Genomic DNA, 25,699 nt, shown 5'->3' with positions numbered 1-25,699 from the left:
CGATATGAATTCTCTGTTTGCCAGTACGGCCCGTGGGCTGGAAGAGCTGTTAAAAACTGAACTGGAAGCCCTGGGCGCGAAAGAGTGCCGGGTGGTTCAGGGTGGTGTCCATTTTGAGGGCGACACGCGGCTTATTTACCAGAGCCTGATGTGGAGCCGTCTGGCGTCGCGCATCATGCTGCCGATGAAAGAGTGCAAGGTCTACAGCGATCTTGATCTCTACACCGGCGTACAGATGATCGACTGGACAGAGATCTTCACCCCGGACGCCACCTTTGCGGTGCATTTCAACGGCGTCAACGATGAGATCCGCAACAGCCAGTACGGTGCCCTGCGCGTTAAGGATGCCATTGTGGACTGCTTCACGCGTCGTAATAAAGAACGTCCGAACGTTGACCGTGAAAACCCGGATCTGCGTATCAACGTCTGGCTGAACGGCGATACGGCCAGTATTTCCCTTGATCTGAGCGGCGCAGGCCTGCATCTGCGCGGTTATCGCGATCGCACCGGGATGGCGCCGATCAAAGAAACGCTGGCTGCCGCTATCGTGATGCGCTCCGGATGGCAGCCAGGTACGCCGCTGCTCGATCCGATGTGCGGTTCCGGTACGCTGCTGATTGAAGCCGCGATGCTGGCCACCGACCGTGCGCCAGGGCTGCACCGCGGCCACTGGGGCTTCAAAGGCTGGGCGCAGCACGATGAGGCCATCTGGAAAGAGGTCAAAGACGATGCGCAGACCCGCGCCCGTAAAGGGCTGGCGGAATACACCTCTCACTTTTACGGTTCGGACAGCGATGCACGGGTGATTGAACGTGCGCGCAGCAACGCCCGTCGTGCCGGTATCGGCGAGCTGGTCACCTTCGAGGTGAAAGACGTGGCGAACCTGACCAACCCGTTGCCAAAAGGCCCGTACGGTACGGTGATCAGCAACCCGCCGTATGGTGAGCGTCTGGACAGCGAGCCGGCGCTGATTGCACTGCACAGCCTGCTGGGCCGCAACATGAAAGCGCATTTCGGCGGCTGGAACCTCTCCCTGTTTAGCGCCTCGCCGGAGCTGCTGAGCTGCCTGCAATTGCGTGCCGATCGCCAGTTCAAGGCGAAAAACGGCCCGCTGGACTGCGTGCAGAAAAACTACCATCTGGCAGAGATAGCGGCGGATAGCAAACCGTCAGGCGTGGCGGAAGATTACGCCAACCGCCTGCGCAAAAACCTGAAGAAATTTGAGAAGTGGGCAAAGCAGGAAGGCATCGAATGTTATCGCCTGTACGACGCTGACCTGCCGGAATACAACGTGGCGGTTGACCGCTATGCGGACTGGGTAGTGGTTCAGGAATACGCCCCGCCGAAAACTATCGATGCGCAAAAAGCGCGTCAGCGTATGCTGGATGTGATTGCGGCCACCATCGCCGTACTCGGCATTTCGCCAAACAAGCTGGTGCTGAAAACCCGTGAGCGTCAGAAAGGCAAAAACCAGTATCAGAAGATGGGCGAGAAGGGTGACTTCATCGAAGTGGGCGAATATAACGCGCGCCTGTGGGTTAACCTGACCGACTACCTTGATACCGGTCTGTTCCTCGACCACCGTATCGCCCGCCGCATGCTGGGCCAGATGAGCAAGGGCAAAGACTTCCTGAACCTGTTCTCCTATACCGGTAGCGCCAGCGTTCATGCGGGGCTTGGCGGCGCGCGTAGCACCACCACGGTAGATATGTCACGAACTTATCTGGAGTGGGCAGAGCGCAACCTGCGTCTTAACGGCTTAACCGGTCGTCAGCATCGCCTGTTACAGGCCGACGTGCTGGGCTGGCTGCGCGATACCGACGAGCAGTTTGACCTGATCTTTATCGATCCGCCGACCTTCTCTAACTCCAAGCGTATGGAGGATAGCTTTGACGTTCAACGCGATCACCTGCGCCTGATGACCGACCTGAAGCGCCTGCTGCGTAAAGGCGGCACCATTATGTTCTCGAACAACAAGCGCGGATTCCGCATGGATCACGACGGCCTGGCCGAACTGGGACTGAAAGCACAAGAAATCAGCCAAAAAACGCTGTCTCAGGACTTTGCCCGTAACCGTCAAATCCACAACTGCTGGCTGATTTCCGCGGTCTGAAAGGAAAAATAAATGTCTTTAATTAGTATGCACGGCGCGTGGCTCTCTTTCAGCGACTCACCGCTTCTCGATAATGCAGAGCTGCATATCGAAGATAACGAGCGCGTCTGTCTGGTGGGCCGTAACGGCGCAGGTAAATCGACGCTGATGAAAATCCTCAACCGTGAGCAGGGGCTGGATGATGGCCGTATTGTTTACGAGCAGGATCTGATCGTCTCTCGTCTGCAACAGGATCCGCCGCGTAACGTCACCGGCAGCGTTTACGATTTTGTGGCCGAAGGGATTTCAGAGCAGGCGGAATACCTCAAGCGTTACCACGAGATTTCGCATCTGGTGATGACGGACCCGAGGGACAAGAATCTCAACGAGCTGGCAAAAGTGCAGGAGATGCTCGATCACCACGGTCTGTGGCAGCTGGAAAACCGCATTAATGAAGTGCTGGCCCAGCTTGGCCTGGAAGCGGATATGGAGCTGTCGGCGCTCTCCGGCGGCTGGCTGCGTAAAGCGGCGCTGGGCCGTGCCCTGGTGAGCGGGCCTAAGGTGCTGCTGCTGGACGAACCGACGAACCACCTGGATATCGAAGCGATTGACTGGCTGGAAGGGTTCCTGAAAACCTTTAACGGCACCATTATTTTCATCTCCCACGACCGTTCGTTCATCCGCAACATGGCCACGCGCATTGTCGATCTTGATCGCGGCAAGCTGGTGACTTACCCGGGCGATTACGATACCTATCTGCTGGAGAAAGAAGAGAACCTGCGCGTGGAAGAGCTGCAAAACGCCGAGTTCGACCGCAAGCTGGCCCAGGAAGAGGTCTGGATCCGTCAGGGCATTAAAGCGCGTCGTACCCGTAACGAAGGCCGCGTTCGCGCCCTGAAGGCGATGCGCCGCGAACGTAGCGAACGCCGTGAAGTCATGGGGAGCGCCAAAATGCAGGTGGAAGAGGCGTCACGCTCGGGCAAGATTGTCTTCGAAATGGAGAACGTGAATTATTCGGTTGACGGCAAAGTGCTGGTGAACGATTTCTCCGCTCAGGTTCAGCGCGGCGACAAAATTGCGCTGATCGGCCCGAACGGGTGCGGTAAAACCACGCTGCTGAAACTGATGCTCGGCCAGCTCCAGGCCGACAGCGGTCGTATCCACTGCGGTACCAAACTGGAAGTGGCGTACTTCGACCAGCACCGCGCAGAGCTGGATCCAGACCGTACGGTGATGGATAACCTCGCTGAGGGCAAACAGGAGGTCATGGTTAACGGCAAGCCGCGTCACGTGCTGGGCTACCTTCAGGACTTCCTGTTCCACCCGAAACGCGCCATGACGCCGGTGCGCGCGCTGTCCGGCGGTGAGCGTAACCGTCTTTTGCTGGCGCGTTTGTTCCTGAAACCCAGTAACTTATTGATTCTCGATGAACCGACTAACGATCTGGATGTCGAAACGCTGGAACTGCTGGAAGAGTTGATTGATGGTTATCAGGGAACCGTGATGCTGGTCAGCCACGATCGTCAGTTTGTCGATAACACCGTGACCGAGTGCTGGATCTTCGAAGGCGAAGGACGCATCGGGCAATATGTAGGCGGCTATCATGACGCGCGTGGACAGCAATCACAGTCGCTGGCGCAAAAACAGGCGAAGACCAAAAATGTCGCTGAACCTGTTGTTGCAAAAGCAGAAACTGTCAAAAAGTCTCCTGCTAAAATGAGTTATAACTTGCAGCGCGAGCTGGAGGGGCTGCCGCAGCGTCTGGAAGAGCTGGAAGCTGCACTGGAAGCACTGCAAATCCAGGTCGCTGATGCGTCATTCTTTACGCAGCCTCACGACTATACTCAGAAAGTATTGGCTGAACTCTCCCAGGCTGAACAGGCGCTGGAAGAGGCATTTGAGCGCTGGGAGTACCTTGAGTCTCTGAAAAACGGCGCATAAACAGGGATAATCTATGTGTGACCAGCACCATGCCGATCGGCATATATTATGCTCGCAATGCGATATGCTCGTGGCGTTGCCAGAGCTTGGTCACGGACATAAGGCTGCCTGCCCGCGCTGCGGCGCTACGCTGACGACCGAGTGGGACGCGCCAAGGCAGCGTCCTACGGCTTACGCGCTGGCAGCCCTGTTCATGTTACTGCTCTCCAATCTCTTCCCTTTTATCTCTATGAAAGTGGGTGGGATGGTAAGCCAGGTAAATTTACTGGAAATTCCTGGCGTGATGTTCTCGGAAGATTACGCCAGCCTTGGCACCTTCTTTCTTCTTTTCGTGCAGATCGTCCCGGCTTTTTGCCTGGTCGTCATTCTGCTATTGGTCAATCGCGTCAGGATGCCCACCGCCCTTAAAATCAAACTCGCGCGGATCCTGTTCCAGCTGAAAAGCTGGGGGATGGCGGAAATTTTTCTCGCGGGTATTCTGGTCAGCTTCGTGAAGCTGATGGCCTACGGCGATGTGGGGATTGGCAGCAGCTTTATTCCGTGGTGTCTGTACTGCGTGCTGCAACTGCGCGCGTTCCAGTGCGTGGACCGACGCTGGGCCTGGGACGATATTGCCCCGGCACCGACGCTCTCGCAGACGGTAAAGGTGGGCGTACCGGGTATCCGTCAGGGGCTGCGCTCCTGCTCGTGCTGCACCGCCGTGCTGCCCGCGGATGTCGAGGTGTGTCCGCGCTGTGAAACAAAAGGTCACGTCCGGCGCAAAAATAGCCTGCAATGGACCATGGCGCTGCTGGTGACCTCTGTCATGCTCTATCTGCCCGCCAATATCTTGCCGATCATGATCACCGATTTGCTCGGCGACAGAATGCCCTCGACCATACTGGCCGGGGTGATTTTGCTGTGGAGCGAGGGATCTTACCCTGTAGCAGGGGTCATATTCCTCGCCAGTATTATGGTTCCGACCTTAAAGATGATTGCCATTGCCTGGCTTTGCTGGGATGCAAAAGGGCACGGTAAGCGAGACAGCGAGCGCATGCATCTGATTTATGAGGTCGTGGAATTTGTTGGCCGCTGGTCGATGATTGACGTGTTCGTGATTGCGGTTCTCTCAGCGCTGGTGCGTATGGGTGGGCTGATGAGTATTTATCCCGCTATGGGAGCGCTGATGTTTGCGTTGGTCGTCATTATGACCATGTTTGCGGCCATGACCTTCGACCCTCGTTTATCGTGGGATCGTGAGCCCGATTCAAGCCATGAGGAAGAGTAAGAGCATGGAAAATAAGAGTGGAGAGGCTAAAGTGCAGAAGGTCAGAAACTGGTCGCCGGTGTGGATTTTCCCCATCGTGACCGCGCTGATCGGTGCATGGATCCTGTTTTATCATTACAGCCATCAGGGACCGGAAGTCACGCTAATTACCACCAATGCAGAGGGGATTGAGGGCGGAAAAACCACCATCAAGAGCCGCAGCGTGGATGTGGGTGTCGTGGAAAGCGCGACCCTGACGGATGATTTAACCCATGTTGAAATCAAGGCCCGCCTGAATGCTGGCATGGAAAAACTGCTCCATGAAGATTCTGTTTTTTGGGTAGTGAAACCGCAGGTTGGTAGAGAAGGGATCAGCGGCTTAGGGACGCTATTGTCCGGGGCTTATATTGAACTCCAGCCCGGCAACAAAGGCGCCCAGCCAGCAAACTATCAGCTGCTGGATTCACCGCCGCTTGCGCCACCGGATGCAAAAGGGATCCGCGTGATTCTGGACAGTAAAAAAGCGGGCCAGCTCTCGCCGGGCGATCCGGTGCTGTTCCGTGGGTATCGCGTCGGTTCGGTTGAAACAAGCACCTTCGATCCGCAAAAACGGACCATCAGCTATCAGCTATTTATCAACGCGCCTAATGACCGCCTGGTGACCAGCAACGTTCGCTTCTGGAAAGACAGCGGGATCGCGGTAGATCTCACCTCTGCGGGGATGCGCGTTGAGATGGGTTCACTCACCACGCTGTTTGGTGGGGGCGTCAGTTTTGACGTGCCGGAAGGTATAGATCTGGGACAACCGGTGGCGGAGAAAACCGCCTTCAGACTGTTTGACGATCAAAAAAGCATTCAGGATGCGCTCTATACCGATCACATCGACTACCTGATGTTCTTTAAGGACTCTGTACGCGGCTTGCAGCCAGGGGCGCCAGTTGAGTTCCGCGGTATTCGTCTGGGGACAGTGGGACAAGTGCCTTACTTTGTTCCGGGACTGAAGCAGATGCTTGATGATGATTATCGTATTCCGGTGCTGATCCGCATTGAGCCTGAGCGTTTGATTAACCAGATAGGCGAGGACCAGGATATTGGGGAGCATATCAGCGACCTGCTGAATCGCGGGCTGCGCGGCTCGCTGAAAACCGGCAACCTGGTCACAGGGGCGTTGTATGTCGATATGGACTTCTATCCAAAAGCGCCACCAATGACGGGTATCCGTGAATTTGGTGGCTACAAAATCATTCCTACGGTCAGCAGTGGCCTGGCGCAGATCCAACAGCGCCTGATGGAAACGCTGGATAAGATCAACAATCTGCCGCTGAATCCAATGCTTGAAGCTGCGACGGGATCACTGCATCAGAGCCAGGCAACGATGCTACGTCTGCAAACCACGCTGGATAATATCAACAAGATCACCGCTAACCAGTCCATGCAGCAGCTGCCGCAGGATATGCAGAAAACGTTGCGCGAACTGAATCGTAGTATGCAGGGCTTCCAGCCGGGCTCAGCGGCCTACAACAAGATGGTGGCGGATATGCAACGTCTTGATCAGGTTTTACGCGAGCTACAGCCCGTTCTGAAAACGCTCAATGAAAAGAGCAACGCACTGGTGTTTGAAGCGAAAGACAAAAAGGATCCTGAGCCTAAGAGGGCGAAACAATGAAAAAATGGCTAATCATCGCAGGCGCACTGGTATTAACGGCCTGTAGCTCTGGAAGCGATAACAAAAGCTACTACCAGCTGCCGTTAAGCGCCCAGTCCGGTGCGCAGAGCAGCACCTCGCAGGGCAGCCGTCTGCTGTGGGTTGAACAGGTTGCCGTGCCAGATTACCTGGCGGGCAACGGGGTGGTCTACCAGACCAGCGATGTGCAGTACGTAATCGCCAACAATAACCTGTGGGCCAGCCCGCTGGATCAGCAGCTACGCAATACGCTGGTGGCGAATCTGAGCAGCCAGCTCCCCGGTTGGGTCGTTGCCTCGCAGCCTCTGGGAAGCGATCAGGACACTCTGAATGTTAACGTGACGGGATTCCATGGCCGCTATGATGGTGCCGTTGTTATCAGCGGGGAGTGGCTGCTGAATCACCAGGGTCAGCTGATTAAGCGTCCTTTTCATCTTGAACTCAAGCAGCAGAAAGATGGCTATGACGAAATGGTGAAAGTACTTGCGCAGGGATGGGCACAGGAGTCGGCTGCTATCGCAAGAGAGATTTCCCGCCTGCCATAAGTAAAATTCATCGACGAAAGCCGCACTCAGCTTCTTGCTGATTGCGGCTTTTTTTTCGTTTTGCGTTCAGGTTGTTACTTGTCCCGCGTCACATTTTTTGTACAAACGATCTTCCATGTAGCTCACAAATATGACACCCGTATGAATTTTGAACGTTGACGCTGACGTCGATTCGGGGTATTCGTTAACTGTGCTTGCACATATTGCAACCACTGTTTTCTTTCCACCAGACAAAAGAATGAGGGAAACGAGGCATGAAGAGACAGAAACGAGATCGCCTGGAAAGGGCTCATCAACGTGGTTATCAGGCTGGCATCGCCGGACGTTCAAAAGAAATGTGTCCCTATCAGGCCCTGAATCAAAGGTCCCAATGGCTAGGGGGCTGGCGAGAAGCCATCGGAGACAGGGCAGTACTTGCTTGATACCGTCTCTTTAAAAAGAAACCTCCGCAATGCGGAGGTTTCGCCTTTCTGGATGGGGCTAAAAGCCGTTATCAGAAAGCGGAGGTATCCTGGAACAGACCCACTTTCAGGTCGTTCGCGGTATAGATCAGGCGACCATCTACCAGCACTTCACCGTCCGCCAGGCCCATAATCAGGCGGCGGTTAACGATGCGTTTGAAATGGATACGGTAGGTGACTTTCTTCGCGGTAGGCAGAACCTGACCGGTGAATTTCACTTCGCCTACGCCCAACGCACGGCCTTTGCCTTCACCGCCAAGCCAGCCCAGATAGAAGCCAACCAGCTGCCACATGGCATCGAGGCCCAGGCAGCCAGGCATTACCGGATCGCCAATAAAGTGGCAACCGAAGAACCACAGGTCCGGGTTGATATCGAGTTCTGCTTCTACGTAACCCTTATCAAAGTTGCCGCCGGTTTCGGTCATTTTCACGACACGGTCCATCATCAGCATATTTGGGGCTGGTAACTGCGGGCCTTTCGCGCCAAACAGTTCACCGCGACCAGAGGCAAGAAGGTCTTCTTTAGTATAGGATTCGCGTTTATCTACCATGTTCTCAGTAAGCCTTATTTTAGTGAAGGACGCAGGATAGCTAACACGTGTACGCTGAACAAGTCCGATCAGTTCGCACTAAACCAACTTAACCAGCGTAACGGCCACGGATAACGATGACGAGCATCCTGCTGTGTCGCCTGAGCTATACGTTCCTGAATGGTCTGCATCAGGGTTGTCTGGCCTTCGCCGTCCCAGACCAGGTTTGTCAGTAAGGGTAGTGCATCCTCAACCCCTTCGATGGCCCAGACGGTGAATTGTTCCTGCTCTACCGCATCCAGAATCGCCTGGCTCAGGCTCAAATGGCGAGCGTTAGGTGCCGGAATAATCACGCCCTGTTTGCCGTTTAAACCGCGCTGCTGGCAGATTGCGAAGAAGCCTTCGATTTTCTCATTCAGTCCGCCCACCGGTTGGGCACGGCCAAACTGATCCACGGACCCGGTAATCGCAATATTCTGGTTAATCGGCACGTCTGCAAGCGCGCTGATCACGGCACACAGCTCCGCCATTGAGGCGCTGTCGCCGTCGACTTCACTGTAGGACTGTTCAAAGGTCAACGAGGCAGAGAAGGGGATCTGCTGCTCGAGCTGAAGTTCAGACATCAGGAACGCCTGCATGATCATCATGCCTTTGGCATGAATGTTTCCGCCCAGTTCGGCCTTGCGTTCGATATCGGTAAATTCGCCGTCACCAATGTGTACGACACAGCTGATACGGGAAGGCTCACCAAAGGCGTGCGGGTGTCCGGGGAACTCGATGACGGACAAGGCGTTGATTTGCCCGATACGTTCGCCTTCGGTCTCCACCAGAATCTGTTCCAGCAGAATTTCATCCTGCATACGGTCAGCAAGATAACCTTCACGCCATTCACGCTGGGCCAGCATCTGGCTAAGCTGCTCACCGGTAAACGGACCGTTACCGCTGATAACCCCCACTTCACGCAGCTGTTTACCGATCCAGAGCGGGCAGAGCGGCAGGGTTTCCTGATCGCCAGTGTAGCGTACGGCCTCGCGGATTAAGCCCGGCCACGCATCCTCGGCAGGCGAGGGCAGTGCGAAACGTTCCGCCACGGCCATAACCCACTGACACCACTGCGCCATGTCATCGGCATCGGCGATCTGAATATTATCTTCAAATTCGCTATAGACAGCCTGCTCCGCGAGTTCTGGCTCCATTTCCTGGAAATCAGCCAGAGATTCACGGTCGCCCGTAAGCACGACGGTCAGCGACAGCGGCATAGACGGAATGGATACAGGCAGCGGACGCGAATCGTCGTAGCCTACCCAGTCAAAACGTTGCTGCGTCACCACCGTTTTCAGGCGCATCCACAGCAGAGGCTGAGCAAGCAGGGTGCGAAGGGAAATGAGCAACACGCCGCCATTCGCGCGGTGTACCAGCCCCGGTTGCAGTGACACATCGCCATTGAACTGACGAAGGCAGCCGAACAGCTGTTCTGCTTCCACCCAGTTGGCGGTGATCACCTCGCCTTTTGCAGCGAACTGTCCGTCTGCCTGCGTGGCAGGTTCGTACGTCACCTCACGTCCGGCAATATGATACTGGCCACCAAAAACGGCATTCGTTTTTGGCTGCAACTGGCGCATGGCATCACCGAGAAGCGTCAGATACTCGGCTTCTTCCGGGGCTTTGAGCAGCATGAAAGGAGATGTAGCCCATGGGGATGACATCTGCTCCAGCGCGTAATGCAAACGCGGTTGTGTATCGCTAAGTATGAATTCGTGTTCTTTTGTGAGGTCTGGCTGTGCAAACAGCTCCTGATAGCTCTCGGTATCCGGAACCAGGTCACGCCATGCAAGTTTCGTAATGGTCAAAGTTGATGTTTTTTAGTCAGAAGTAAAACCGTGGAGTATACCGTAAGCGGCGCACTCTGCCCAATCAGGATTCGGGTTTTCGTCATGCGGATCGCCTGCGGCGTTTCACAGGATATGATTTCTTTTCAGCAGATTGCCAAAAAACTGATATTCTGAACAGAGTTACACGGTAACACTGAGATCGCAATGAAATATCAACAACTGGAAAACCTCGAAAGCGGCTGGAAATGGAAGTACCTGGTCAAAAAGCACCGTGAAGGGGAGCTGATCACCTGCTACATCGAAGCCAGCGCGGCGCAAGAAGCTGTGGATATGTTGCTGACCCTCGAAAACGAACCGGTACTGGTCAACGGCTGGATTGAGAAACACATTAATCCGGCCCTGTTAAACCGGATGAAGCAAACTATCCGTGCTCGTCGTAAACGGCATTTCAATGCCGAGCATCAGCACACCCGTAAGAAATCCATCGACCTGGAGTTTATGGTCTGGCAGCGTCTGGCCGGGCTTGCGCAACGGCGCGGGAAAACCCTGTCGGAAACGGTGGTGCAGCTGATTGAAGATGCCGAGCACAAAGAGAAGTATGCCAGCCAGATGTCGACGCTGAAGAACGATCTACAGGCACTGTTAGGTAAAAAATAAGCGTTTTGCTTTTCTTCAGATAATAAAAAACCCCGCATGGCGGGGTTTTTTTATAAGACGATAACTTATGCCGCAGGCTGAGTTACAACGTCTTTGATACCTTTAACTTCGATCTCTACGCGACGATCTGGTGCCAGGCAGTCGATCAGTGCAGCGCGTGGTTTCACGTTGTCACAGGTAGAACCGGTAACTGGGTTAGATTCGCCCATACCACGTGGGGAGATCTTGTTAGCTGGGATACCTTTAGATACCAGGTAATCAACTACAGACTGAGCACGTTTCTCAGACAGACCCTGGTTGTAAGCGTCAGAACCGATACGGTCGGTGAAGCCCAGAACCACTACAGAACCGTCTTTAGGATCCAGGTTGCTCAGCTGGGTGTACAGCTGATCCAGTGCCTGCTGACCTTCTGGTTTCAGGGTAGCTTTGTTGAAGTTGAACAGAACGTCAGACTTCAGAGTGAAGTGCTTGGTCTGTACTTCTGGCGCTGGAGCCGGAGCTGGAGCTACGACTGGCGCATCTTCCTGCTGACCGAAACGGTAAGAAACACCAACGCTCAGCATGCCGTTGTCTGGACGAACGCCAACGGTAGCACCGTCACCGATGTTGTTAACCCACTGGTATTCCAGACGGGTAGCGATGTCACGGGTCATTGCCCACTCAACGCCACCAGCGAATACTGGGGAAACACCCGTGTCGTGGTCGTCACCAGCACGGCTGTTGCTGGAGTCTGCACGCCATACCATGCCGCCCAGACGGGTGTACACGTCCAGATCGTCAGTTACTGGGTAACCCAGTTTAGCGGTCAGCTGTACGCCCTGAGCTTTGAAAGCGCCATTGGTTTCGTTGCCTTTGTAAGGCATACGACCTAACCAGTCGTAACCCATTTCAAAGCCAACATACGGGTTAACCTGATAGCCACCGAACGCACCTGCACCAAGCTGGCTCTCATGAGTTGGGCCATCATTGTTGTTTGCGCTGTCGTACCAACCGGTGTCATGGAACTGAGACCAACCCAGTTTACCACCTGCATACCAGGTATTATCTTTCGGAGCGGCCTGCGCTACGGTAGCGAAGCCAGCCAGTGCCACTGCAATCGCGATAGCTGTCTTTTTCATTTTTTGCGCCTCGTTATCATCCAAAATTTGCCATGAATATCTCCATCGGAGGAATCACGGTTAAATCCTTCACCGGGGGGCGTGGTCAAATATAAACCTACCGATATCTTCGGCTTAGGCCGAGCACCCCTGGCGATGTAAAGTCTACAACGTAGCTGAAAACTTACAAGTGTGAAGTCCGTCAGGCATATGAAAAAAAAAGTTCCGTATACCTAATATTTAACAATTTTTGAACGAATTTTGTGCAGTAAAATTAACGAGAACCGCGTCAGACAAGACTTGCCGCAGTTTTGGCGCGTTGAACTTTTTTTGCATACTGTGGTCGAAAAAAATTCCAGGAAAACTCTTAAAATCACTCAATGGTACACATTCGAGTGAATTTTTAGCGCGGGATGTTGTCCTCTGCGGTAGGAATCTCCACGAACTGGCCGCATGATGAAACCCATCGCGTTACCTTCTTCAGCCGCTTCAGTCAGACGCAAATGTTCTTCTTGCGACAGATCCTCAGGCAACCACCCAATCACGACGCTATAGTTCCCGGTACGTAATGCCCGGACCATCGACTCGACCGTATCGCAAGGGGAGAGTTGATTAATCTGCATCACCTTCGCTAACGGCAGCCCAGCCGACTGAACCCATTCGCGACTTAATTTTTGCTGTGGCGTCAGCCAGAGCTGCCAGCGAGACTGTTGCCCGAGCTGCTGCAAAAGCGGCAGGAGTAAGAGTTGTGTCAACAGCGGCTGGTCTTCACGGTAAACCACTTCACTGATAAGCCCTGTCGATTCACGCCCGATAGAATTCTGCGCAGCATTGCCTGCGGCAGAAGTAGAAGGTGTTAAGTGATTTGCATAGCCTGAAGTGTACATAATCATTCCAGCCCTGTAGTTACTGTATGGATATACAGTAACCCCTGTATGCATAAAGATCAACCTCATTTTCGGAAAGCGACTCGCAAATTTCATCCATTCCTGGTGAACATGAAAAAATCATCTTGCCCAACGGCAATAAGTTGCCTATTTTCCTGCTAACGGATCCGTTAGTAAGAAATATCGTGGTTATTGTATGATTTTTAATGGAATTATCATGAAAAAGATATCTTATGAGCGGATTTATCAATCTCAAGAATACCTCTCTCCGCTGGGCGAAATTCATCATCGCGCCCTGTTTGGCGGTTATACCCTGGCCGTGGATGAAGCGGTGTTCGCGATGGTGTCTGACGGCGAGCTGTACCTTCGCGCCTGTGAGCAAAGTGCAAAATACTGTGTAAAAAACGCTTCCTCTTTTCTGACCCTGATGAAACGAGGACGCCCAGTGCTGCTTAATTACTACCGTGTGGACGAAGGTCTGTGGCAAAACAGGGAAAAACTGCTTCAGCTCTCCTCGTTTGCGCTCGATGCCGCCAGGAAAGAGCGCTACCAGCGCCATCAGCGTAACCGGCTTAAAGATCTGCCGAACCTGACCTTTCAGATTGAGGTCCTGCTTATGGAGGCGGGCATTACCAATGAAGAGACGCTACGACAGTTGGGGGCGAAGACGAGCTGGCTGAAAATGCGCTCGAAGAATAAAGCGCTGAGTATCCGGGTATTGTTCGCGCTTGAAGGCGCGATTGAAGGGTTACATGAAGCGGCACTCCCGGCGGATATTCGCCGGGAGCTTACGGAGTGGTTTAATGCGCTGCCTGAGTCGCAGGGCCATCATTCCGCCAGGTAGCGATCTGCTGTCGCAGCCGACAAATTTCCGGCAGCAAAGCGATAAGCAGGCCAATTTGCTGAAGGACCAGTGGAGCTTTGTTGTCGGTGCCTGGATCAAGGTGTGCGATACGTTGCACCAGTTCATCCAGTGCCTGGTGAACCCGTGGCTCATCCGCAGGTTGATGATGAAGCGCATCATCAACGTAGCAAACGGCGTCGTCCAGCAGCGCCAGGATGTCCGGATTCGTCAGTTTCTCTCGGTGGGCGCCAAGGGTAGAGATATAGCTGGTGAACGTGTGGTTCAGACACAGCAGGCGGAAGGCTGTCTCACGGATTTCTGCCGTAGCGCGCGGCTCAGTTGACATATTCGAGACAACGGAAGCCAGCTCTGCGTCAGTGTTATGCGCATCGCGACGGGCAATCCGATAGGCCAGACGGTTATCGCGACCCTGATGGTATTGCTCAAGAATAGCATCCAGGTAGCGGCAGTTGGCGTTCATTGCTCTGTCGGACACGCGCGGTAAATTTCGGAAACGCCAGTCAGGCCAGATAAAACTCACCGCCGCCCAGGCGATGGCGCAGCCGATTAGCGTGTCAATCACACGGGGGAGGGCCACCTCAAAGCCTTCACCCAGCAGATTGAAGCAGAGCAGCACCAGCAGCGTGATGAACATCGTGGCGTGGGCATACTGCACATTGCGGAAAGCGAAGAACAGTACACCGGTAATCACTATCAGGATCAGTTGCCCTTCTACGGATGGCACAAAGTAGAGCACCGGCAGCCCGATGGCGACCCCGACTAATGTCCCGACAATACGCAGCGCGAGCCGATGGCGGGTAGCGTTATAGTTCGGCTGGCAGACAAACAGGCTGGTCAGCAGGATCCAGTAACCGTGGTGCAATCCTGTTATCTGGATAAACGCGTAGCCGACGCACAGTACCAGCGACATCCTTACCGCATGGCGAAAGAGGGCGGATTCCGGCGTAAAATGACGACTCAGGCGCAGCCACATATCGCTGAAACCGTTGAGACTGTCGTCGGCAAGCTGGTTGTCAGCGTCATTGCCCGGCATCGCCATCGCCTGTTCAGACTCAATGGTGGCGAGCTGAGCATCAATGGCTCTCAGGTTGTTGAGCAGGAATCCCAGGGCTTTGAACTGTTCCGGTGATGTCCCACTGGCCTGAACGCGATCGAGCGCCGCATCCAGGTGGCTGAATGCGCGTTCAAAGCGCGGATCGTGCTGATAGGGCGTGCGCAGCAGTATTGAGCGCGCAAGTTGCTGGCAGGCCTGAGACTGCATCGACAGCAGGCGCTGGAAACGGAACATCACGTCGCTATAGCGGAATTTCTCGCGCAGGTCAGCGTACTGCACATGCGAGGAGCTGGCGCGCTCGTGAATATCCTGGGCGACAAAATAGTAGTGCAGTGTGCGCCGGGTACCGCGCTGACCGCGATCGCCGCGCAGACGGGTGAGCAGAGACGCTTTGGTCTGATTCAGCGTGGCGACCAGCTGGCCATTTGCCAGCGCCAGATCGTACAGGGGCGCCTGACTGTCCTCTTCAATATCCGGATCAAACAGCCGGGATTTCAGCTCCAGATAGTGGGCCAGCTGTTCGTAACTGCGGGCAATATTGTCCTGTAAGGCACGAACCGGAAAAATAAGATGCCCGGTTAAGGTCAGCAGGTTATACCAGATAGCACCCAACAGCAGCAGGACCGGTTGCTGATACCACTGCTCGTAAAGAGAGACGCCCAGCATGGTGTAAATGGCAATCAGCAGGGCGCCAAACGCGATAGTGGCGTAGCGCTGCCCGAGGCCGCCGAGCAAAATGAAGCCGCTGGTTGATACCGTCAGCCCTAAGGCAAACAGCCAGGGCCACGGGAAAAGCAGCTCAACGGAGGCGGAAGCAATAAAGAAGCAGACCAGCGTGATGACCAGATTACGCAAACGACCGGCCAGGCGGTCGTCGAGATCCGCCAGCGCACCGGCCACCACCCCAAGCGTGAGGGGGATGGTGAGCTTCACATCATTCAGCCACCACGGCAGAGCGACGGTGCCGCAGAGGGCGATAAAAATCCTGACGTTATACAGCCAGTTACTGTTCCATGTATAGCGACGAAGCAGGGGGCTTAGCATGAGAGCGGCCAGTCCTTATTACTGAAAACGACGACGGGCATTGGCTTCACGCGCGGCTTGCGCGACTTCGACCGGGACAACTCGGCGTCCTACCGGCCACAGGGCGATGGTGGCAATTTTGAAATTAGCGATGCCAACCGGAATGCCAATAATCGTAATGCACTGGGCGATGCCGGCGAAAATATGCATCAGACACAGCCACCAGCCAAAGAAGATCAGCCATAAAATATTCAGCAGCGTGCCGCCGGTATTCATCAGGGCATTTTTTCTTTCCGGCTCCAGCTCATCCACGTGCACGGCTTCATTTCCATAAGGAACGAGGGACAGTTTGGTGATTTCCCAGCAGGAGCGCGTCAGCGGAAGGGTGAAGATGAGCACAATGCTCACCAGGGTGGCAAAAAGCCAGGAAAGGGTGGTGGCAAAACCGCCAAGGACAAAATTCAACACATTCAGAACGGTACGCATAAACCCTCATTTCCTTCGATATGATTAACGCCCGGTGATTGTAACGTTTTTTTGGGCTGGAGCACCTTAAAACTGGCAGTTAAACTGTCTGACAAATTTTGACCTCGTGGATCCGGCAGGATATGGAACTGAAAGCAACTTCAATGGGCAAACGCCTGGCGCAGCACCCTTACGACAAGGTTGTCCTTCTCAATGCGGGAGTGAAAGTCTCCGGGGAACGCCACGAATACCTTATTCCGTTTAATCAGCTACTGGCCATTCATTGTAAACGAGGGCTGGTATGGGGGGAGCTGGAGTTCGTCTTGCCGTCAGACAAAGTGGTGCGGCTTCACGGGACCGAGTGGGCGGAAACCCAACGCTTCCACTACCATCTGAATACGCGCTGGCAACAGTGGAGCCAGGAGATGAGCGTGATAGCCGCACAGGTGCTGCAACAGGTGCTGGACGATATCGCGCTAAGCAATACGCAGCAGAAGTGGCTGACGCGCCAGCAAACCGCCGGGCTTCAGCAAAAAATTGCCCAGGCGCTGACGGCATTGCCTTTACCGGTGGCGCGGCTTGAGGAATTTGATAACTGCCGCGACGCGTGGCGGAAGTGTCAGGCCTGGCTGAACGATATCGAGAAAAGCCGTCTGGCGCATAACCAGGCCTGGACTGAGGCGATGCTTACGCAATATGCCGATTTTTTCAGTACGGTGGAATCATCGCCCCTCAATCCTGCCCAGGCGCGCGCCGTGGTGAATGGCGAGCAGTCTCTTTTAGTGCTGGCAGGCGCCGGGAGCGGCAAAACGTCGGTGCTGGTGGCGCGCGCGGGCTGGCTTCTGACAACGGGCGAGGCGGTTGCCGACCAGATTTTGCTGCTGGCCTTTGGCCGTAAGGCGGCGCAGGAGATGGATGAACGCATTCAGGCGCGTTTGCATACCCAGGATATCTCGGCGCGCACGTTCCACTCCCTCGCTTTACACATCATTCAACAGGGCAGCAAAAAAGTTCCTGTTGTCAGCAAACTGGAAAATGACGCTCAGGCTCGCCAGGCGCTGTTTATCAAGGCATGGCGTCAGCAGTGCAGTGAAAAAAAGGCGCAGGCGAAAGGCTGGCGTCAGTGGCTTGAAGAGGAACTCAACTGGGAGGTGCCGGAGGGCAGCTTCTGGCAGGATGAAAAGCTGGCGCGCCGGCTGGGCTCTCGTCTTGACCGGTGGGTAAGCCTGATGCGCATGCACGGCGGCTCTCAGACGGAGATGATAGAAAGCGCACCGGAGTCGATCCGCGCCGTGTTTTCTAAGCGGGTTAAGCTGATGGCGCCGATGCTGAAAGCGTGGAAAACCGCGCTGAAAGACGAAAACGCGGTCGATTTTTCGGGGCTGATCCATCAGGCCATTATCATTCTGGAGAAAGGGCGCTTCGTCAGCCCGTGGAAACACATTCTGGTGGATGAGTTTCAGGATATCTCGCCGCAGCGCGCTGCGCTGCTTTCGGCGCTGCGGGCGCAGAATAAACACACGTCGCTGTTTGCCGTGGGCGATGACTGGCAGGCTATCTACCGTTTCAGCGGGGCGCAACTATCCCTCACGACAGCCTTCCACCACTATTTTGGGGAAGGCGATCGCAGCGATCTGGACACCACCTACCGCTTCAACGCGCGGATTGGCGAAATAGCCAACCGTTTTATTCAGCAGAACCCGCATCAGCTGTCGAAACCGCTTAACAGCCTGAGGTCTGGGGATAAAAAGGCCGTCACGCTGCTGGCGGACGATCAGCTGGAACCGCTGCTGGATAAACTGAGCGGCTATGCGAAACCGGATGAACGAATTCTGGTGCTGGCGCGTTACCACCACCTCAAGCCGACGGCGCTGGAAAAAGCGGCGACGCGCTGGCCAAAACTACAGCTCGATTTCATGACCATTCATGCCAGTAAAGGGCAGCAGGCCGACTACGTGATTGTGGTGGGGCTAAAAGAGGGGAGCGACGGTTTCCCGGCGCCGGCGCGGGAATCCGTGATGGAAGAGGCGTTATTACCTGTTCCGGAAGATTTCCCGGATGCAGAGGAGCGGCGTTTACTGTACGTGGCGATAACCCGCGCGCGCCATCGCGTGTGGCTCTTGTTCAACAAAGAGGAGCCGTCGGTGTTTGTCGATATTTTGAAAAGTATTGACGTGCCGGTGGCGAGAAAGCCGTAACGCGCCGGGCAAATTCTGTAGGCCCGGTAAGCGCAGCGCCACCGGGCAAAAAACTACTTCAGTCTCTCCGCAAGATAACGCTGATAATCCGGGATCAAAATCTCCACCGGATCGTTAAACTGCGGCGATTCAATGATGAAATCTGCCGTTGAAAGATTGGTGGCTACCGGAATGTTCCACACCGTCGCCAGACGCAGCAGCGCTTTAACGTCCGGATCATGCGGAACCGCGTTCAGCGGATCCCAGAAGAAAATCAGAACGTCAATTTTACCTTCTGAAATCTGAGCGCCTACCTGCTGGTCACCCCCCATCGGGCCGCTCAGCATGGCATTCACTTCCAGACCGGTTTCGCGGTGGATCAGGTTGCCGGTTGTTCCCGTAGCAGAAAGGGCATGATGCTGTAAAAGAGGCTGATGGCGACGAACCCAGTTAAGCAGCATTTGTTTACAGTGATCGTGCGCAACCAGAGCAATGTGCTTGCGCGCCGGAAGTGTGCGTGTTGTCAGTTCCATAATCTTATCCGTGAGGTTACCTCGCTACACGATGACGGGAACTGACTGATGCTGCAAGAGAAAGGACAAAAAAATGTGGCTTACGACGAAGGTTGTTGTTTTGCCCATTGCAGAAAACGGGCGCGCGTGTCCGGATCGGCATTCTGGAACCAGAACTTGAGACGTTGCTCAGTAAGGGTCTGCGACTGAGGGGGGAGTACATCCAGCTCCGATACGCCCGAAAGCAGGGTACTGTCATCCGCCATCATGGTGGCGAACTGGGGCAGCGAGGCGCGCCTGCTGGCCCTGTTGTAGGTCTCGGTGTCCGCTTCATAGTCAGTTCCCTTTGGCCTTTTTGTCAGCGCCAGAATATCCAGCTTTACCGGGATGGGCATGGAATCCCCGTCCACCAGTTCAATGCGCGGCGAGGCATCAAATGCCAGTGACTCCTTTTCTGTCTCAAGGCGCGGGAGACGAAAATTGACCTGGCTGATACGCTGGGTATTAAAGCTGACCACCAGCGGAGGCGAAATGTACACCTGCTGTTCGTTGTCGGCGAAGCGAATGGTCTTTTCCACCCGAAAAACCAGCTGATGCGGGCCGTTATCCAGCTCGATGCTGTCTGCGCCCCGTAGCAGGGAACTGGAGACTTTTTTCCCGTCCAGCACCAGCAGGTCAATGTCGGTTGTGAGTCTGAGAGTAGTTGCGAAAACACAAACCGGCATGATTAACGCAACCACAGCCCAGGCAATGCCGGTTTTCATAGCAGACTCCTGTAGACAAACTACCCGGTAAGAATGTATCAAAATTTTTCGATAAACACGTTTACTAACATATAGACATATTCTGCCGTTTTGCCCTCATACTTCTGTATGGGATGCGTGGTTGAGATGTTCGCTTTGACGTACACTTTGAAAAAAACCAGGAGGCACAGCATGAAAGAGAACGACATTGTCGAGATTCTGACGACCACGCGCACTATCGCGCTGGTCGGCGCGAGCGATAAACCGGATCGCCCAAGCTATCGGGTCATGAAATACCTTCTGGACCAGGGATATCACGTGATCCCGGTCTCGCCGAAGGTGGCGGGGAAAACGCTGCTGGGTCAGCAGGGTTATGCGACGCTCGCGGACGTGCCGGAAAAGGTGGATATGGTGGACGTTTTTCGTAATTCAGAAGCGGCCTGGGGCGTGGCGCAGGAAGCGATCGCCATTGGCGCGAAAACGCTGTGGATGCAACTGGGCGTGATTAATGAGCAGGCGGCCGTGCTGGCACGCGATGCCGGGCTGAAAGTGGTGATGGATCGCTGTCCGGCAATCGATATTCCCCGTCTGGGGCTGGCAAAATAAAAAAAGCCCGTTTGACGGGCTTTTTTACACCTTTAGTTACGCAGTCTTGGTGCCTGTAACTGTTTGCGGATGGTCTGAGCAAGCTCGTCCATAGTGGGTTGTTCCGGATGCTCATCCTGTAGTTCACCACTCAGCTGCGCTTCGGCAAGATAGGTATGGACAGGCTGACCATCGTCGCCCTCCATAACCACATGATACCAGGGCGCGGCGCGAAGCTCTGCGTCAACGGCCAGATCGTCTGCTGACGGTTCATCAAGGGAATACTCCGGGTCGATATCCACGACCACACCCAAATATCCAAGCAAGGTGTGGCGGACCTGCTGGCCGATACCGAATTTGCTGGCAATCATAGTCACCTCCCGGGAAACATTACATACACACTATGTGCGGGCAATATTTCTCTTTTCAAGTTACATGACGCGACAGGCAAACCCTTTCAGATACAGCCCTTCCGGGTAGGTAGCGATCACCGGGTGATCGGCGGCCTGACGGAACTGCTCTATAAATTGTACATCACGACTCGCATCTATTGCGGCATCGGCGATGATTTTTTGGAATAAATCTGTCGTCATCAGGCCAGAGCAGGAGAACGTCAGCAGTAGGCCGCCCGGGTTCAGCAGCTGGATCGCCAGCATGTTAATGTCTTTATAGCCACGGCAAGCGCCCATCAGCTGGCTTTTATTTTCTACAAACTTCGGTGGGTCCATCACGATAACGTCAAATTTCTCGCCCTGGTCGCGGTATTTACGCAGCAGTTTGAACACGTCGTCGCGCACAAACTCCGCTTTGCTCAGATCCAGCTTGTTCAGCTCAACGTTCTGTTTCGCCACGTCCAGCGCTTCCTGTGAGGTGTCGACGCTCACAACCTGGGCACAGCCGCCCATCAGGGCAGAGACCGCAAAGCCGCCGGTATAAGAGAAGCAGTTCAGCACGCGCCTATCGGCAACGTACTGGCGCGTTGCCAGACGGCTGTCACGCTGGTCGAGGTAATAACCGGTCTTATGGCCGCCCTGGATATCCACCAGCAGCTTCATGCCATGCTCTTCAATAGGCAGCAGGGCAGGCGGCAGTTCGCCGGTGACCGGGCCCTGCGTCAGCTCCATGCCCTCTTTTTTACGTACCGCCACGTCGCTGCGGTCGTAAATGGCACATTCCGGGAACAGAGTTTGCAGGGCGCTAATCAGCGCGGCACGCTGGTATTCCGCCCCGGCGCTCAGCAGCTGCAACACCAGGAAATTGCCGAAGCGGTCGATGGTCACGCCCGGCAGCCCGTCGGACTCTCCGGCAATCAGACGATAGCTGTCCAGCCCGTCACGCTTTGCCAGCCACTCACGCCACTGCTGCGCCTGTTGCAGACGACGGACAAAGAAGTCGATATCGATGGCTTCTTCTTTATTGAACGTCCAGACGCGCGCGCGGATCTGAGATGCAGGCGAGTATGCGCCGCGTGCTAACCATTTCCCCTGATGGTCAACAATATCGATGGTTTCACCGAGGCTGGCTTTACCTTCCATGCGGGCAACCGCGCCGGAAAAGACCCAGGGATGACGGCGCAGTAATGACTTCTCGCGCCCTTTGGCTAACACTAAACGTACACTCATAATTTGCTATTCTGTCGATTCCAATGAAATGGCCGCCATTTTCCCGACTTCAGTGAGGAAATGCAACGCGCCAGTCGGATAAGGGGAAGGATGATGTCAAATGTTTGCACCATTGCCTGGGTCCATGGCCTTGTACAGGGCGTCGGATTCCGCTACAGCACCCAGCGCGAAGCCCTTCAGCTCGGGCTGACGGGGTATGCGCGTAACATGGATGATGGCAGCGTGGAGGTTGTGGCCTGCGGTGAGGCGGATCGGGTAGAGAAGCTGGTGGCGTGGCTGAAAGCGGGCGGACCGCGCAGCGCGCGGGTTGATAAGGTGCTAACGGAACCGCATCAACCCGGCCGGGAATACGCTGACTTCAGTATTCGCTATTAAATGCATTTTACCGGCTTTGGCAGGCCGGCGATTTTTGTCGCCTGTTTAGCCGGGCCTTTCGGAAACAGGCGATACAGATAACGGCTGTTGCCTTTCTCTTCGCCAAATTTATTCGCCATGGCTTTGACCAGCATGCGGATAGCTGGCGACGTGTTGAATTCAAGGTAAAATTCTCGCACGAAGCGCACCACTTCCCAGTGTTCCGGGGAGAGGGTAATTCCTTCGTTTTCCGCAATTTTCTCCGCCAGCGCTTCGCTCCACTGGCTGCTCTCTTTCAGATAACCGTCGTTATCGGTTTCGATCTCTTTGCCTTCAAAACTCAACATATTCATTCACGCGTTAGTCAAAAACCGCCTCAGTCTACCAAAAAAACAAAGCCCCGCATAAGCGGGGCCCTGTTCACAGCACGGTGAGTTAATCGCGGCTGGCGAAGCCCAGGATGCTCAGCAGGCTGACAAAAATGTTGTACAGCGACACATACAGGCTCACGGTGGCGCGGATATAGTTCGTCTCACCGCCGTGAATGATGTTGCTGGTTTCATACAGGATTGCGCCGGATGAAATCAGGATAAACACCGCGCTGATTGCCAGATGCAGCGCAGGCAATTGCAGGAAGATGTTCGCCAGCATACCGACCAGTACAATCACGATACCCGCCATCAGCATACCGCCAAGGAAGGACATGTCCTTACGGGTGGTCAGCACGTAGGCCGAGCAGCAGAAGAACACCAGCGCGGTACCGCCCAGCGCCATACCAATCACGTCGCCCATTCCGGCAGACAGATAGGCATTCAGGATTGGCCCCAGAATGTAGCCCAGGAAGCCGGTAAAGGCGAACGCGGAGAGAATCCCCACCGGTTTATCCGCGGTTTTGTAGGTCAGGAACATCAGACCGTACATACCCACCAGCGTCAGGATCAGGCCTGGAGAAGGCAGCATCAGTACGGTGCTGGCCGTTGCGGTGATCGCCGAAAACGCCAGCGTCAGGCTGAGCATGAAATAGGTATTGCGCAGCACCTTATGGGTGCTGAGTAGCGATGTGCGGTCGCGTGAAGAAGTAATTATACGATCCATGAGTCACTCTCTTATGACAGATGTAATTAGCGCAAAGAATAGGAAACGGCGCGGCAGACGCAAAGTGGTTTTACCCATCTTTACTCAGCCCCTTAGGGATTATGCTGGTTTTTTATTCTGGCAAAGCCTTTGTACTCAGAATGAAGTGCGGTTTGTAGGGCGTATTCAGATCAACCTCTTATAGGTCACTGAAAAATATTGCGTTATTTCCCTAAGGCCGCTAAGAGTTATTTCCGGATCGTCATAAAAACAGACAATAAGGCGAAGGAAATGAAACCGCAAACACGCACGCACTTTACACTCTCTTTGTTAACCGCAGGGATCCTGTGCGCCAGCACGGCAACCTGGGCGGCTAAGGTGCCGGCAGGAACCCAGCTGGCAGATAAGCAGGAACTGGTCAGGAACAACGGCAGTGAACCCGCCTCGCTCGACCCGCATAAAGTCGAAAGCGATGTCGAATTCAATATTATCAGCGATTTATTCGACGGGCTGGTCAGCGTCTCTCCGGCAGGTGAAATCCAGCCGCGCCTGGCGGAGAAATGGGAAAATAAAGACAACACCGTCTGGACGTTCCATCTGCGCCCGGGCATTACCTGGAGCGATGGAACCCCCATCACCGCGGAAGATATTGTCTGGAGCTGGCAGCGGCTGGTCGACCCGAAAACCGCCTCTCCGTATGCCAGCTATCCCGGTAGTATGCGTATCGTCAACGGCACTGATATCGCAGAAGGCAAAAAAGCGCCCGAGTCGCTGGGGGTGAAAGCCATCAATGACACCACGCTGGAAGTGACGCTCACGCAACCTAACGCCGCTTTCCTGGCGATGCTGGCTCACCCGTCTCTGGTGCCAATTGATAAAGTCCTGGTAGGCCGTTTCGGTGATAAGTGGACCAAACCGGAGCACTTCGTCAGCAGCGGGGCCTATAAACTGTCACAGTGGGTGGTTAACGAACGCATTGTGGCGGTGCGTAACCCAAAATATTGGGATAACGAACATACCGTCATTAACAAGGTGACCTATCTGCCCATTTCCTCTGAAGCTGCTGACGTTAACCGCTACAAAGCGGGCGAAATCGACATTGTCTACACGGTGCCCATCAACCAGTTTGCTCAGCTGAAGAAAACGCTGGGGAGCGAGCTGGATGTATCGCCGCAGCTTGCCACCTATTATTACGAATTCAACACCACCCGGCCGCCGTTCAACGACGCCCGCGTGCGCAAGGCGCTGAACCTGGCGCTGGATAAAGACATTATCGCCGATAAAGTATTAGGGCAGGGTCAGCGCCCGGCATGGCTCATCAGCCAGCCGGATATTGGCGGCGTCAAGCTCCAGAACCCGGATTACGCCAGCTGGCCGATGGATAAACGCATTGCCGAGGCGAAAAAGCTGCTGGCCGAAGCCGGATTTAACGACAGCCATCCGCTCAGCTTTAATCTTCTCTATAACACCTCGGAATCGCACCAGCGTATTGCCATTGCCGCCAGCTCAATGTGGAAGAAGAACCTCGGCGTGGAGGCGAAGCTGCAAAATCAGGAGTGGAAAACCATGCTTGATACCATGCACACCCATAACTTTGACGCGGTACGCTACGCCTGGATTGCCGATTACGACGATGCGGCAACCTTCCTGAACAACTTTCGTACCGGGGATAGCCAAAACACCACTCAGTACAGCAATCCGGACTACGATCGGGCACTGGTGAACGCGGCGAAATCGAAAACGGCGGAGGAGCGCGGTAAATTCTACCAGCAGGCAGAAGATCTGCTGGGACGCGATGTCCCGGCGATCCCTGTTTATCATTACGTGCGCACGCACCTGGTGAAACCGTGGGTAGGGGGCTTCACGCCAGACAAGCTCGGGTACTACTACACCAAAGATATGTACATCAAAAAGCACTAACGATCCGCGGTGGATATTATGCTGTCAAAACGGCCAATCTGTCGTCTATTCAACCGATTAAACGCATTTTGGCTATTTTTAAAGCGAACGAATGCGCGCACTCTTTACAGCGCGCGGTGAGGTGTTTATAGTTCGCCTCACTTAGGAAGCGTGGCCGAGCGGTTGAAGGCACCGGTCTTGAAAACCGGCGACCCGAAAGGGTTCTAGAGTTCGAATCTCTACGCTTCCGCCAATTTCTTAACAGAATCAATAACTTAAGAGTTAGTTTTGATTTTGTACTGCATAAAGTATTGCATCAAAAGCCCGTGTAAACGGGCTTTTTTTGTATCTAAA

General features: G+C 54.5%; 24 protein-coding genes and 1 tRNA gene. 13 read left to right on the top strand and 12 right to left on the bottom strand.

Features of this window, described 5'->3' with window-relative positions:
* The first annotated feature begins 4 nt into the window (after nucleotides 1-4).
* The 6 genes from rlmKL to rmf all read left to right on the top strand — a co-directional run bounded on the left by rlmKL (nucleotide 5) and on the right by rmf (nucleotide 7,930).
* The gene (gene rlmKL, locus ACOTYB_RS04875; RefSeq protein WP_003858171.1) at nucleotides 5-2,113 is read left to right on the top strand and encodes a bifunctional 23S rRNA (guanine(2069)-N(7))-methyltransferase RlmK/23S rRNA (guanine(2445)-N(2))-methyltransferase RlmL; all 2,109 of its coding nucleotides are present in this window, start codon (nucleotides 5-7) and stop codon (nucleotides 2,111-2,113) included.
* Between the two features lie 12 nt (nucleotides 2,114-2,125).
* On the top strand, nucleotides 2,126-4,033 hold the full coding sequence (locus tag ACOTYB_RS04870; RefSeq protein WP_104468809.1) for an ABC transporter ATP-binding protein: 1,908 nt from the start codon (nucleotides 2,126-2,128) through the stop codon (nucleotides 4,031-4,033).
* 13 nt (nucleotides 4,034-4,046) lie between these two features.
* Nucleotides 4,047-5,300: a membrane integrity-associated transporter subunit PqiA gene (pqiA, locus tag ACOTYB_RS04865; RefSeq protein WP_063855464.1), complete on the top strand. Its 1,254-nt coding sequence runs from the start codon at nucleotides 4,047-4,049 to the stop codon at nucleotides 5,298-5,300.
* A gap of 4 nt (nucleotides 5,301-5,304) precedes the next feature.
* Nucleotides 5,305-6,945, top strand: a complete 1,641-nt coding sequence (pqiB, locus tag ACOTYB_RS04860; RefSeq protein WP_045331471.1) for an intermembrane transport protein PqiB — start codon at nucleotides 5,305-5,307, stop codon at nucleotides 6,943-6,945.
* The gene (gene pqiC, locus ACOTYB_RS04855; RefSeq protein WP_017384809.1) at nucleotides 6,942-7,508 is read left to right on the top strand and encodes a membrane integrity-associated transporter subunit PqiC; all 567 of its coding nucleotides are present in this window, start codon (nucleotides 6,942-6,944) and stop codon (nucleotides 7,506-7,508) included. Before pqiB ends, pqiC begins: the two co-directional genes overlap by 4 nt.
* A gap of 254 nt (nucleotides 7,509-7,762) precedes the next feature.
* Nucleotides 7,763-7,930, top strand: coding sequence for a ribosome modulation factor (gene rmf, locus ACOTYB_RS04850; RefSeq protein ID WP_003858162.1), 168 nt, complete (start codon nucleotides 7,763-7,765; stop codon nucleotides 7,928-7,930).
* Between the two features lie 71 nt (nucleotides 7,931-8,001).
* On the opposite strand, the gene fabA is transcribed toward rmf, so the two are convergent.
* Both fabA and ACOTYB_RS04840 read right to left on the bottom strand, forming a co-directional pair.
* Nucleotides 8,002-8,520, bottom strand: coding sequence for a bifunctional 3-hydroxydecanoyl-ACP dehydratase/trans-2-decenoyl-ACP isomerase (gene fabA / locus ACOTYB_RS04845; protein WP_000227926.1), 519 nt, complete (start codon nucleotides 8,518-8,520; stop codon nucleotides 8,002-8,004).
* A 68-nt stretch (nucleotides 8,521-8,588) separates the two neighbouring features.
* Nucleotides 8,589-10,349 carry an AAA family ATPase gene (locus ACOTYB_RS04840; protein ID WP_409248793.1) on the bottom strand — a complete coding sequence of 587 codons (1,761 nt, stop codon included), beginning with the start codon at nucleotides 10,347-10,349 and terminating at the stop codon, nucleotides 8,589-8,591.
* A 186-nt stretch (nucleotides 10,350-10,535) separates the two neighbouring features.
* On the opposite strand from ACOTYB_RS04840, the gene matP reads away from it, so the two are divergent.
* Nucleotides 10,536-10,988, top strand: a complete 453-nt coding sequence (gene matP / locus ACOTYB_RS04835) for a macrodomain Ter protein MatP (RefSeq protein ID WP_003858158.1) — start codon at nucleotides 10,536-10,538, stop codon at nucleotides 10,986-10,988.
* A gap of 65 nt (nucleotides 10,989-11,053) precedes the next feature.
* Here matP and ompA read toward each other — a convergent pair whose 3' ends face one another.
* Both ompA and sulA read right to left on the bottom strand, forming a co-directional pair.
* Nucleotides 11,054-12,106 carry a porin OmpA gene (gene ompA, locus ACOTYB_RS04830; protein ID WP_003858156.1) on the bottom strand — a complete coding sequence of 351 codons (1,053 nt, stop codon included), beginning with the start codon at nucleotides 12,104-12,106 and terminating at the stop codon, nucleotides 11,054-11,056.
* 356 nt (nucleotides 12,107-12,462) lie between these two features.
* Entirely contained in the window at nucleotides 12,463-12,972 is a 510-nt protein-coding gene (gene sulA, locus ACOTYB_RS04825) for an SOS-induced cell division inhibitor SulA (protein ID WP_003858155.1), read from the bottom strand.
* Nucleotides 12,973-13,189: 217 nt separating this feature from the next.
* Here sulA and ACOTYB_RS04820 point away from each other — a divergent pair, with 217 nt between their 5' ends.
* Nucleotides 13,190-13,816 (top strand): TfoX/Sxy family DNA transformation protein, encoded by a 627-nt coding sequence (locus ACOTYB_RS04820; RefSeq protein WP_023315767.1) that lies wholly within the window; start codon nucleotides 13,190-13,192, stop codon nucleotides 13,814-13,816.
* On the opposite strand, the gene yccS is transcribed toward ACOTYB_RS04820, so the two are convergent.
* Both yccS and ACOTYB_RS04810 read right to left on the bottom strand, forming a co-directional pair.
* Nucleotides 13,773-15,935, bottom strand: coding sequence for a YccS family putative transporter (gene yccS / locus ACOTYB_RS04815; protein ID WP_003858151.1), 2,163 nt, complete (start codon nucleotides 15,933-15,935; stop codon nucleotides 13,773-13,775). The genes ACOTYB_RS04820 and yccS overlap by 44 nt on opposite strands.
* A gap of 18 nt (nucleotides 15,936-15,953) precedes the next feature.
* Complete coding sequence (locus tag ACOTYB_RS04810) at nucleotides 15,954-16,400, bottom strand: YccF domain-containing protein (protein WP_003858149.1); 447 nt, start codon at nucleotides 16,398-16,400, stop codon at nucleotides 15,954-15,956.
* A gap of 122 nt (nucleotides 16,401-16,522) precedes the next feature.
* Between ACOTYB_RS04810 and helD the strand changes: the two genes are divergently transcribed.
* Nucleotides 16,523-18,577 (top strand): DNA helicase IV, encoded by a 2,055-nt coding sequence (gene helD, locus ACOTYB_RS04805; protein ID WP_126524718.1) that lies wholly within the window; start codon nucleotides 16,523-16,525, stop codon nucleotides 18,575-18,577.
* A 53-nt stretch (nucleotides 18,578-18,630) separates the two neighbouring features.
* Here the strand turns inward: helD and mgsA are convergent, their stop codons facing one another.
* The gene (mgsA, locus tag ACOTYB_RS04800; RefSeq protein ID WP_003858146.1) at nucleotides 18,631-19,089 is read right to left on the bottom strand and encodes a methylglyoxal synthase; all 459 of its coding nucleotides are present in this window, start codon (nucleotides 19,087-19,089) and stop codon (nucleotides 18,631-18,633) included.
* A gap of 80 nt (nucleotides 19,090-19,169) precedes the next feature.
* Complete coding sequence (gene csgI / locus ACOTYB_RS04795; protein ID WP_032608970.1) at nucleotides 19,170-19,832, bottom strand: curli synthesis inhibitor; 663 nt, start codon at nucleotides 19,830-19,832, stop codon at nucleotides 19,170-19,172.
* A gap of 171 nt (nucleotides 19,833-20,003) precedes the next feature.
* Between csgI and ACOTYB_RS04790 the strand changes: the two genes are divergently transcribed.
* Nucleotides 20,004-20,417, top strand: a complete 414-nt coding sequence (locus ACOTYB_RS04790; protein ID WP_003858138.1) for a CoA-binding protein — start codon at nucleotides 20,004-20,006, stop codon at nucleotides 20,415-20,417.
* 32 nt (nucleotides 20,418-20,449) lie between these two features.
* Here the strand turns inward: ACOTYB_RS04790 and hspQ are convergent, their stop codons facing one another.
* Complete coding sequence (gene hspQ, locus ACOTYB_RS04785) at nucleotides 20,450-20,767, bottom strand: heat shock protein HspQ (protein WP_003858136.1); 318 nt, start codon at nucleotides 20,765-20,767, stop codon at nucleotides 20,450-20,452.
* 60 nt (nucleotides 20,768-20,827) lie between these two features.
* A complete protein-coding gene (gene rlmI, locus ACOTYB_RS04780; protein ID WP_126524717.1) occupies nucleotides 20,828-22,018 on the bottom strand; it encodes a 23S rRNA (cytosine(1962)-C(5))-methyltransferase RlmI in 1,191 nt (396 codons plus the stop codon).
* Between the two features lie 93 nt (nucleotides 22,019-22,111).
* Between rlmI and yccX the strand changes: the two genes are divergently transcribed.
* Nucleotides 22,112-22,393, top strand: a complete 282-nt coding sequence (gene yccX, locus ACOTYB_RS04775) for an acylphosphatase (RefSeq protein WP_003858131.1) — start codon at nucleotides 22,112-22,114, stop codon at nucleotides 22,391-22,393.
* Here yccX and tusE read toward each other — a convergent pair.
* Nucleotides 22,390-22,719 carry a sulfurtransferase TusE gene (gene tusE / locus ACOTYB_RS04770; protein WP_003858129.1) on the bottom strand — a complete coding sequence of 110 codons (330 nt, stop codon included), beginning with the start codon at nucleotides 22,717-22,719 and terminating at the stop codon, nucleotides 22,390-22,392. The two genes, yccX and tusE, sit on opposite strands and share 4 nt — an antisense overlap.
* An 88-nt stretch (nucleotides 22,720-22,807) precedes the next feature.
* On the bottom strand, nucleotides 22,808-23,467 hold the full coding sequence (yccA, locus tag ACOTYB_RS04765; protein WP_003858127.1) for an FtsH protease modulator YccA: 660 nt from the start codon (nucleotides 23,465-23,467) through the stop codon (nucleotides 22,808-22,810).
* A 270-nt stretch (nucleotides 23,468-23,737) separates the two neighbouring features.
* Between yccA and ACOTYB_RS04760 the strand changes: the two genes are divergently transcribed.
* Together ACOTYB_RS04760 and ACOTYB_RS04755 are read left to right on the top strand one after the other, a co-directional pair.
* On the top strand, nucleotides 23,738-25,366 hold the full coding sequence (locus tag ACOTYB_RS04760) for an ABC transporter substrate-binding protein (protein WP_023324418.1): 1,629 nt from the start codon (nucleotides 23,738-23,740) through the stop codon (nucleotides 25,364-25,366).
* A gap of 144 nt (nucleotides 25,367-25,510) precedes the next feature.
* Nucleotides 25,511-25,598: transfer RNA gene (locus tag ACOTYB_RS04755), tRNA-Ser, on the top strand.
* The last annotated feature ends 101 nt before the right edge of the window (nucleotides 25,599-25,699 follow it).

The organism is Enterobacter cloacae complex sp. IR5450, from assembly GCF_049238665.1.
GTDB classification, from domain to species: domain Bacteria; phylum Pseudomonadota; class Gammaproteobacteria; order Enterobacterales; family Enterobacteriaceae; genus Enterobacter; species Enterobacter hormaechei_C.
This window is presented reverse-complemented; position numbering and strand designations above follow the sequence as displayed.

Bases quoted from the DNA above. Each gene is read 5' to 3' on its own strand.
- rlmKL (WP_003858171.1), top strand. From the start codon at position 5: ATGAATTCTCTGTTTGCCAGTACGGCCCGTGGGCTGGAAGAGCTGTTA.
- ACOTYB_RS04870 (WP_104468809.1), top strand. From the start codon at position 2,126: ATGTCTTTAATTAGTATGCACGGCGCGTGGCTCTCTTTCAGCGACTCA.
- pqiA (WP_063855464.1), top strand. From the start codon at position 4,047: ATGTGTGACCAGCACCATGCCGATCGGCATATATTATGCTCGCAATGC.
- pqiB (WP_045331471.1), top strand. From the start codon at position 5,305: ATGGAAAATAAGAGTGGAGAGGCTAAAGTGCAGAAGGTCAGAAACTGG.
- pqiC (WP_017384809.1), top strand. From the start codon at position 6,942: ATGAAAAAATGGCTAATCATCGCAGGCGCACTGGTATTAACGGCCTGT.
- rmf (WP_003858162.1), top strand. From the start codon at position 7,763: ATGAAGAGACAGAAACGAGATCGCCTGGAAAGGGCTCATCAACGTGGT.
- fabA (WP_000227926.1), bottom strand. From the start codon at position 8,520: ATGGTAGATAAACGCGAATCCTATACTAAAGAAGACCTTCTTGCCTCT.
- matP (WP_003858158.1), top strand. From the start codon at position 10,536: ATGAAATATCAACAACTGGAAAACCTCGAAAGCGGCTGGAAATGGAAG.
- ompA (WP_003858156.1), bottom strand. From the start codon at position 12,106: ATGAAAAAGACAGCTATCGCGATTGCAGTGGCACTGGCTGGCTTCGCT.
- sulA (WP_003858155.1), bottom strand. From the start codon at position 12,972: ATGTACACTTCAGGCTATGCAAATCACTTAACACCTTCTACTTCTGCC.
- ACOTYB_RS04820 (WP_023315767.1), top strand. From the start codon at position 13,190: ATGAAAAAGATATCTTATGAGCGGATTTATCAATCTCAAGAATACCTC.
- yccS (WP_003858151.1), bottom strand. From the start codon at position 15,935: ATGCTAAGCCCCCTGCTTCGTCGCTATACATGGAACAGTAACTGGCTG.
- ACOTYB_RS04810 (WP_003858149.1), bottom strand. From the start codon at position 16,400: ATGCGTACCGTTCTGAATGTGTTGAATTTTGTCCTTGGCGGTTTTGCC.
- helD (WP_126524718.1), top strand. From the start codon at position 16,523: ATGGAACTGAAAGCAACTTCAATGGGCAAACGCCTGGCGCAGCACCCT.
- mgsA (WP_003858146.1), bottom strand. From the start codon at position 19,089: ATGGAACTGACAACACGCACACTTCCGGCGCGCAAGCACATTGCTCTG.
- csgI (WP_032608970.1), bottom strand. From the start codon at position 19,832: ATGAAAACCGGCATTGCCTGGGCTGTGGTTGCGTTAATCATGCCGGTT.
- ACOTYB_RS04790 (WP_003858138.1), top strand. From the start codon at position 20,004: ATGAAAGAGAACGACATTGTCGAGATTCTGACGACCACGCGCACTATC.
- hspQ (WP_003858136.1), bottom strand. From the start codon at position 20,767: ATGATTGCCAGCAAATTCGGTATCGGCCAGCAGGTCCGCCACACCTTG.
- rlmI (WP_126524717.1), bottom strand. From the start codon at position 22,018: ATGAGTGTACGTTTAGTGTTAGCCAAAGGGCGCGAGAAGTCATTACTG.
- yccX (WP_003858131.1), top strand. From the start codon at position 22,112: ATGTCAAATGTTTGCACCATTGCCTGGGTCCATGGCCTTGTACAGGGC.
- tusE (WP_003858129.1), bottom strand. From the start codon at position 22,719: ATGTTGAGTTTTGAAGGCAAAGAGATCGAAACCGATAACGACGGTTAT.
- yccA (WP_003858127.1), bottom strand. From the start codon at position 23,467: ATGGATCGTATAATTACTTCTTCACGCGACCGCACATCGCTACTCAGC.
- ACOTYB_RS04760 (WP_023324418.1), top strand. From the start codon at position 23,738: ATGAAACCGCAAACACGCACGCACTTTACACTCTCTTTGTTAACCGCA.